A 6,149-nucleotide genomic window follows, 5' to 3' on the forward strand; every position below is an offset into this window, starting at 1 on the left:
GCTGCAGCCGGCAAGCGCCGCCGCGCACAGCACGGCCATCAGCGAGCCGGCCATCGCGCGACGGGCGCGCGGTGGCTGTGGGACGCTGGCCGCGGCTGCGGCCCGGGCAAGGCGTCGTGTCTGAATTCGTCGGGTCACCGCATAGCCTCCATCGATTTCGTTAGCGACAGGATCGCCGGTCCCGCCACCACCAGCATCAGTGCGGGTAACAGGGTCAGCATCATCGCCAGCGTCATCTTCACCGTGAGTTTGCCGATGCGCTCCTTCATCGTCTGCCGGCGCTGTTCGCGCAAGCGATCGCTGAACTGTTGCAGCGGCTCCTGCACCGCCCCGCCATGCTGCTCGACCTGCACGATGAGCCGCACCAGCGCGCGCAAATCGTCGTTGTCGTAGACCTCGCGCAAGCGGCCCAGCGACGCCTCGCGACCACGCCCGGAAGCGTGCTGACGATTGGCGTTGTCGAATTCCTTGGACAGGATCGGCAGCACTTCGCGAAAATCCGACACCAGCACATACAGGCTCTGATCCATCGACAGGCCCACCCCCTGCAGCAACCGCAGCAAGTCGATGAGCAATGGCAGCTCCTCGATCAGTTCGCGACGGCGCTGGGTCGCCTTGCGTTGCACGTAGAACTTCGGCATGAGCAGTCCGGCTCCGGCCGCACCGATCAGGCGCAGCATCGTGCCAACACCCCCGCTGCCCGGGAACCACAACCAGATGAGCAGCGGCAACACCGCCGCGAGCGCCACCCGCGTGAACAGGAACAGCGACTTGGCCCGCACGCTGTCGTAGCCGCATTGCGCGAGCAGCAGGCGATCCTCGGCGGCAATCAGATGCTGACCCAGCCGCGTTTCCGACCACTGCTTGCCCAACGCCGCGGCACGGTCGAACAACGCGCGCCAGCCTTGCTGCCGGCCCTCATGGGTCGCCAGCGTGTCGTCGTCAGGCCCCGCTTGACGCCCGCCCGGCGTACTCGCCGCACGCAGTGCCGCCAGCGCCTGTTGCTGGCGGCTGGCCAGCACCTGATCGATCATCCGTTCGCTGCGTCCCTGACGCATCGCACGCAACAGCAACGCCGACGCCGCCAGCAACAGCCCGGCCGCGACCATCAACAGGCCCAGCATCATCCACAGGTGCGAGTTGGCGAGGTGCATATCGGTCAGTCCCTCTCGCTCACAGCGACTTGGCGAGCCGGTACAACAGGAAGCCGCCGAAGACTTCCAGTCCCAGGCCGATCGCGAGCAGCCGCTGACCGGACGCCTCCTGGAACATCGGCTCGAAGAATCTCGGATTGAGCAACATCAGCACGGCACTGACGATGATCGGAAGCGCGGCCAGCACCCATGCCGATAGCCGTGTCTCGGACGACAGCGCGTACAGTTCCGCTTGCGCCTGCTCGCGATCGCGCATGAAGCCCGCCATGCGCGACAGGATCTGGTCGGCGCGTCCCCCGAACCGGGTGGAGAGGTCGACCACCGACGCGAACAGATAAATCTCTTCGACGTGATAGACACGTGCGATCTGCTTGAGCGCAACGTCGAGATCCACACCTGCCTGCACCTGTCGCACGGCACGGTCGAGCAGCTCGCGCAGCGGCATGTCGGCATTGCCCGCGGCGGTCTGGAACGCGGCCGGCAGACTATTGCCGACGGTCAGCATCCGCACCATGCCGTCGAGAAAGATCGGCAACTGCCGCACGATATTGCGATGCCGGCGCGCCGCCTTGAACCAGTAGCGCAGCACCGTGCCGACGGCGTACATCAACAGTACGACGATGGCCGAGAGCGGCCCGTGCCACATCCAGAACAGCATCACCAGCAGCAGGCCGGGCGCGACCAGCATGGCGTAGAACATCGGATCGGTCTGCACGCCCGCGCGCTCGAAGAAAAACTCCCACGGCAACGACTTGCGACGCGGCGCGCGCGCGGCGTCGCTCTCGCTCGCCGCGAACCGCGGCGCGCTCTGGGCGAGCTGCCGTTCAAGAAACGCGCGCGTCGCCTGCGCTCTCACGCGCTGGTGCGTGCGGCGCCATAGCTCCAACCCTGCGGCGATCAGCAGCAGGGCGATGCCAATGACCCACAGCACGATGGCGTTCATCGACGGCGTCCGAAGAAGCCACCGCCGCCGCCCGAATCCGGCGGCGTGTTGCTTTGCGATTGCGCTGCGGCTGCGGCCGCCGCCGCATGGCGCGTCTGCTCCTTGAACCGCTGCAATTTCGGCGAGTGCGGCTGAAGGCCGAGCGAGACCCAACGATCCTTCTCTTCGCCGTCGGGCCCCACGACCGATTCGTGACGGTACAGCTCCTGCGTCGAAATCACCGTATCCGACACCCCGGTCACCTCGGTAATCGACAGAATGCGTCGGCGCCCGCTCGACAGACGGCCGATCTGCACGATGAAATCGAGCGCGCTCGTGATCTGCCGGCGCAGGCTGCTCTCGCTGCCCTGAAACCCGGCGAAGCCCGCCAGCATCTCCAGGCGATAGAGGCATTCGCGCGGCGAGTTGGCGTGGATCGTCGCCATCGAGCCTTCGTGGCCGGTGTTCATCGCCTGCATCATTTCCAGCACTTCGGACCCGCGCACTTCGCCCACGATGATGCGGTCGGGACGCATGCGCAAACTGTTGCGAATCAGATCGCGAATCGACACCTCGCCCGCGCCGTCGAAGCCGCCCTGACGCGATTCGAGCCGCACCACGTGCGGGTGGTTGAGCGAGAGTTCGGCCGTATCCTCGACCGTCACCACGCGCTCGTTCGCCGGAATGAAACTGGCCAGCGCGTTGAGTAACGACGTCTTGCCCGAGCTGGTCCCGCCGGAGACAAGAATGTTGCAGCGTGAGCGCACTGCCGCGTCGAGCAGCGCGTAAATCTCTTCGTTGAAGCTGCCGAGTGCGAGCAGGTCGGACGGCTTGAGCGGATCCTTGCGAAACTTGCGAATCGAGACCACCGGCCCGTCGACGGCCAACGGCTCGATCACGACGTTCAGGCGCCCGCCGTCGGGCAGGCGCGCGTCGACCATCGGGTTCGACTCGTCGAGACGGCGCCCGATGGGAGCAAGAATGCGTCGCACGATGCGCAGCAGATGCTGATTGTCCGAAAAGCGCAACGCTTCACGCGCGAGCACGCCCTCGCGCGACACATACACGTCGTTGTACCCGTTGATCAGAATGTCTTCCACCGCAGGATCCGCGAGCAGATCCTCGATGGGTCCGAAGCCGGCCAGCTCTTTCGTGAGCGCATCGGAAATCTGGCGCAATTCCGATTCGTTGATCGGGATGCGGCGCAGTCGCACGAAGCCGTCCATCTCCAGATCGACGAACTGCTGAATCGCGCTGCGGCTCCAGCGCCCGAATTCCGCACCGAGTTCCTCGATCCGCGCGAGCAGGTGTTCGTGCGCTGCCGTCTTGATGTCCTGAAACTGCTGTGAATTGGCAAACGCGCGCTTGTCGTCGGCAAATTCGATGGAGTCGGTCATATCAGTGCTTTCCCATGAATCGGCCCAGCCAGCCCGACGAATGACGTTGTGCTGCCGCCCCCGCATGTTGCGCGCTGATCAGTCGTTCGACGAGCGGTTGCAACGCGCGCACGTACGGATCGCCGCGCGCGGTATCGAGAATCAGCTTGCCCTGATTGGTGGCCGAGAGCATGGCCAAGGGACGATCGGGCAGTGTGGCGAGCAGCGGAATCTCGAAGCGCTTGGCGATCTGATCGGCCGCCATGCCGTAACGCGGGTCGTAGCGATTGAGCACGAGCTGCAGGTGATGGCGCTCCACGCTCTTCTCTTCGAGATCGCGCAACATCGACGCGAGCGAGACGATCGCGCCCACGCTCTGGTCGACGACCAGCCAGACCTCGTCGGCCGCGCGCACGAGGCTCGCGACGAACGCGGGATTCGAGAAGCCGCCGAGGTCGGCCACGATCAGATCGAAGAACGCCCGCAGACGGTCGGTCAGCGCCAGCGCATCGGCCGCCGCCACGCTACGCATGTCGCCGAGATCGAGCGGCAGCGGCAACACCGCAAGGCCGCTTGGCGTATGCGAGACCGCCGTATGCACGAGCGTTTCGTCGAAGCGGCGCAGATTCTGCACCGCTTCGGCGAAACTGAACTGACTTTGCGTATTGAGATACAGCAGGCCGTCACCGGACGGCAATCCGAGATCGAGCAGCGCCACATGACCGAGCAGCGAGGCATCGAACTTATCGTCCTTATTCGCCGGCACCTTCGCCGCCCGGACCGCCTTGTCGGGATGTGCGCCCACGACCATCTCCTGCCCGAGTTGCGACAGATGCGCGGCGAGCGTGCTGCACCCCACACCGATACGCGCGCCGAGCAGCACCACGAAGCGCCCATGACGTTGAGGCGCGACGACACTGGGCGGTGGCGTTTGATCGACCACCCGGCGAATGACGTCGAGCGCCTCCTCGTGCGTCGAGTGCATATCGATAAAATCGTGGACCCCGGCGCGAATGGCCGCCTTCATGCCGTCGGCCCGCACCATCGAGCCCACCGCCACCAGAGGCAATTTGGGCGCCACGCGCTTGAGCATGTGCGCGAGTTCGATGGCACCGGCGAAGCCGCCGTCGGCGGCGTCGTCGGCATGGCCGGTCGGTTCGCCGGAAAAATCGAGCAGCACGACCTGCGGATCGAGATCGCCAATGCGCTGCTGCAATTGCGCTGGACGGCCCGCCTCCTGCAACACCACGCCCTCGTCGCGCAACGCCGCCGAGAGCCACTGACCGTGGCCCGCATGCGCGCTGCAAAAGAGGAAGCGATGCAACTCTGTCATGGTGTCCAGTATTCGCGTCGGTGCGTTCATTTATGCACTCCTGACTTCCCTGCCCCGGGCTCTCGCCTCTGCGCCGCTCCGTACCTTCTTGGTACCCGTATCGACGTTATTTCGAAAAACCCGGCAGTTCGCTGTCGCTTGCTACACCCATCAAGTAGGCGCCCCACACGGGGCCCGGGCGACGCTCGCGCGTATCGCCCGGTAACGGCATCGCCACCCCTTTTGCCACTGGCTTGACCAGATGGGGCGTGACGACGATCACCAGCTCCTTCTCGGCGCTGTTGTACTTCAGATTGCGGAAAAATGCGCCGATGAGCGGCAAGTCGCCGAGCAGCGGCACCTTGTCGACGGCGGCGGTGGTGGTGCGCGAAATCAGGCCGCCGATGACGAAGCTCTCGCCGTCGCCCAACTCGACGGTCGTGTCCGCACGACGTGTCGTGATGGCAGGAATCTGCGTCGAGTCGGTCACAATGGCATTCGTGTAGTCGATGTCCGACGCCTCGGGCGCCACCTTCAGCGCAATGCGGTTCGGCGCAAGAATCGTCGGCGTGACCGTGAGCCCGACGCCGAACGGCTTGTAGACGATGGTGGTGGTGCCAAGGCCGCCCGACTGCGGCACCGGAATCTCGCCACCCGCCAGGAAGCTCGCGCTCTGGCCGGAGAGGGCCACCAGGGTCGGCGCCGCAAGCACCCGGCCGAGACCGTTCGATTGCAGCAGATCGATCTCCGCCGCCATGCTGAACGCGCCGCGGGTAACCGAGCCGAAGAACGAACCGAAGTTCGGCACGGCGCTCGTCCCGCCTGCGCCACCGAAGGCGGAGTTAAGCGCTGAACTCACGCCGAAGGTGCCCGACCCGGTCTTTTTCGACGCGCCGAAGCGCGCCCCCAACTGATTGAGAATATTGCGATTGATCTCGACGATCTTCACGTCGACCTGCACGACCCCAGTGTCCCCGACCGTCGAGCGATCGACGACGACGCCGCCCTTGCCCGCCGCATCGAGCGCCGCCGATTGCAGTGCGCTGTGCTCGATGACGGTATTCGCATGCCCCTTGATGAGCGCCGCGCCACCACGCGCATCCACGCTGGCCGTGCCGGTATCGCCCAGGGCGCCCTGCAGACTGCCCTTTACATGCACTTCCCAACGCACCGGCTCGCCGCCACGCGGCCACGCGGCGATCTGCGTGGTGCCCGCCTGCTTGCCGACGACCAGCACCGAGCCGCGTCGTCCGCCCGAGCCCTTGAGCACGACGACATCCGCCACCGCCGGATCGGCCACGGCAACGCGCTCGAGCGCGCCGGGCACTTGCAGTTCGCGTTGCTCGTGAACCCCCAGCGTCAGCGAGCGCGATCCGGCGCCCGAT

5 protein-coding genes are annotated in these 6,149 nt (G+C 65.7%); all 5 read right to left on the bottom strand.

Annotation, left to right across the window (positions count from 1 at the left end):
• Window positions 1-134: 134 nt before the first annotated feature.
• A complete protein-coding gene (locus tag A985_RS0101925) occupies window positions 135-1,154 on the bottom strand; it encodes a type II secretion system F family protein (RefSeq protein WP_017231740.1) in 1,020 nt (339 codons plus the stop codon).
• Between the two features lie 19 nt (window positions 1,155-1,173).
• Window positions 1,174-2,097, bottom strand: a complete 924-nt coding sequence (locus tag A985_RS0101930) for a type II secretion system F family protein (RefSeq protein ID WP_017231741.1) — start codon at window positions 2,095-2,097, stop codon at window positions 1,174-1,176.
• Window positions 2,094-3,473: a CpaF family protein gene (locus tag A985_RS0101935; protein WP_017231742.1), complete on the bottom strand. Its 1,380-nt coding sequence runs from the start codon at window positions 3,471-3,473 to the stop codon at window positions 2,094-2,096. Before A985_RS0101935 ends, A985_RS0101930 begins: the two co-directional genes overlap by 4 nt.
• A gap of 1 nt (window position 3,474) precedes the next feature.
• Window positions 3,475-4,815: a MinD/ParA family protein gene (locus A985_RS0101940; RefSeq protein ID WP_017231743.1), complete on the bottom strand. Its 1,341-nt coding sequence runs from the start codon at window positions 4,813-4,815 to the stop codon at window positions 3,475-3,477.
• 76 nt (window positions 4,816-4,891) lie between these two features.
• On the bottom strand, window positions 4,892-6,149 hold a 1,258-nt coding region (locus tag A985_RS0101945), incomplete at its 5' end, for a type II and III secretion system protein family protein (RefSeq protein ID WP_017231744.1).

The sequence above is a fragment of the Pandoraea sp. B-6 genome (assembly GCF_000282835.1).
GTDB classification, from domain to species: Bacteria; Pseudomonadota; Gammaproteobacteria; order Burkholderiales; family Burkholderiaceae; genus Pandoraea; species Pandoraea cepalis.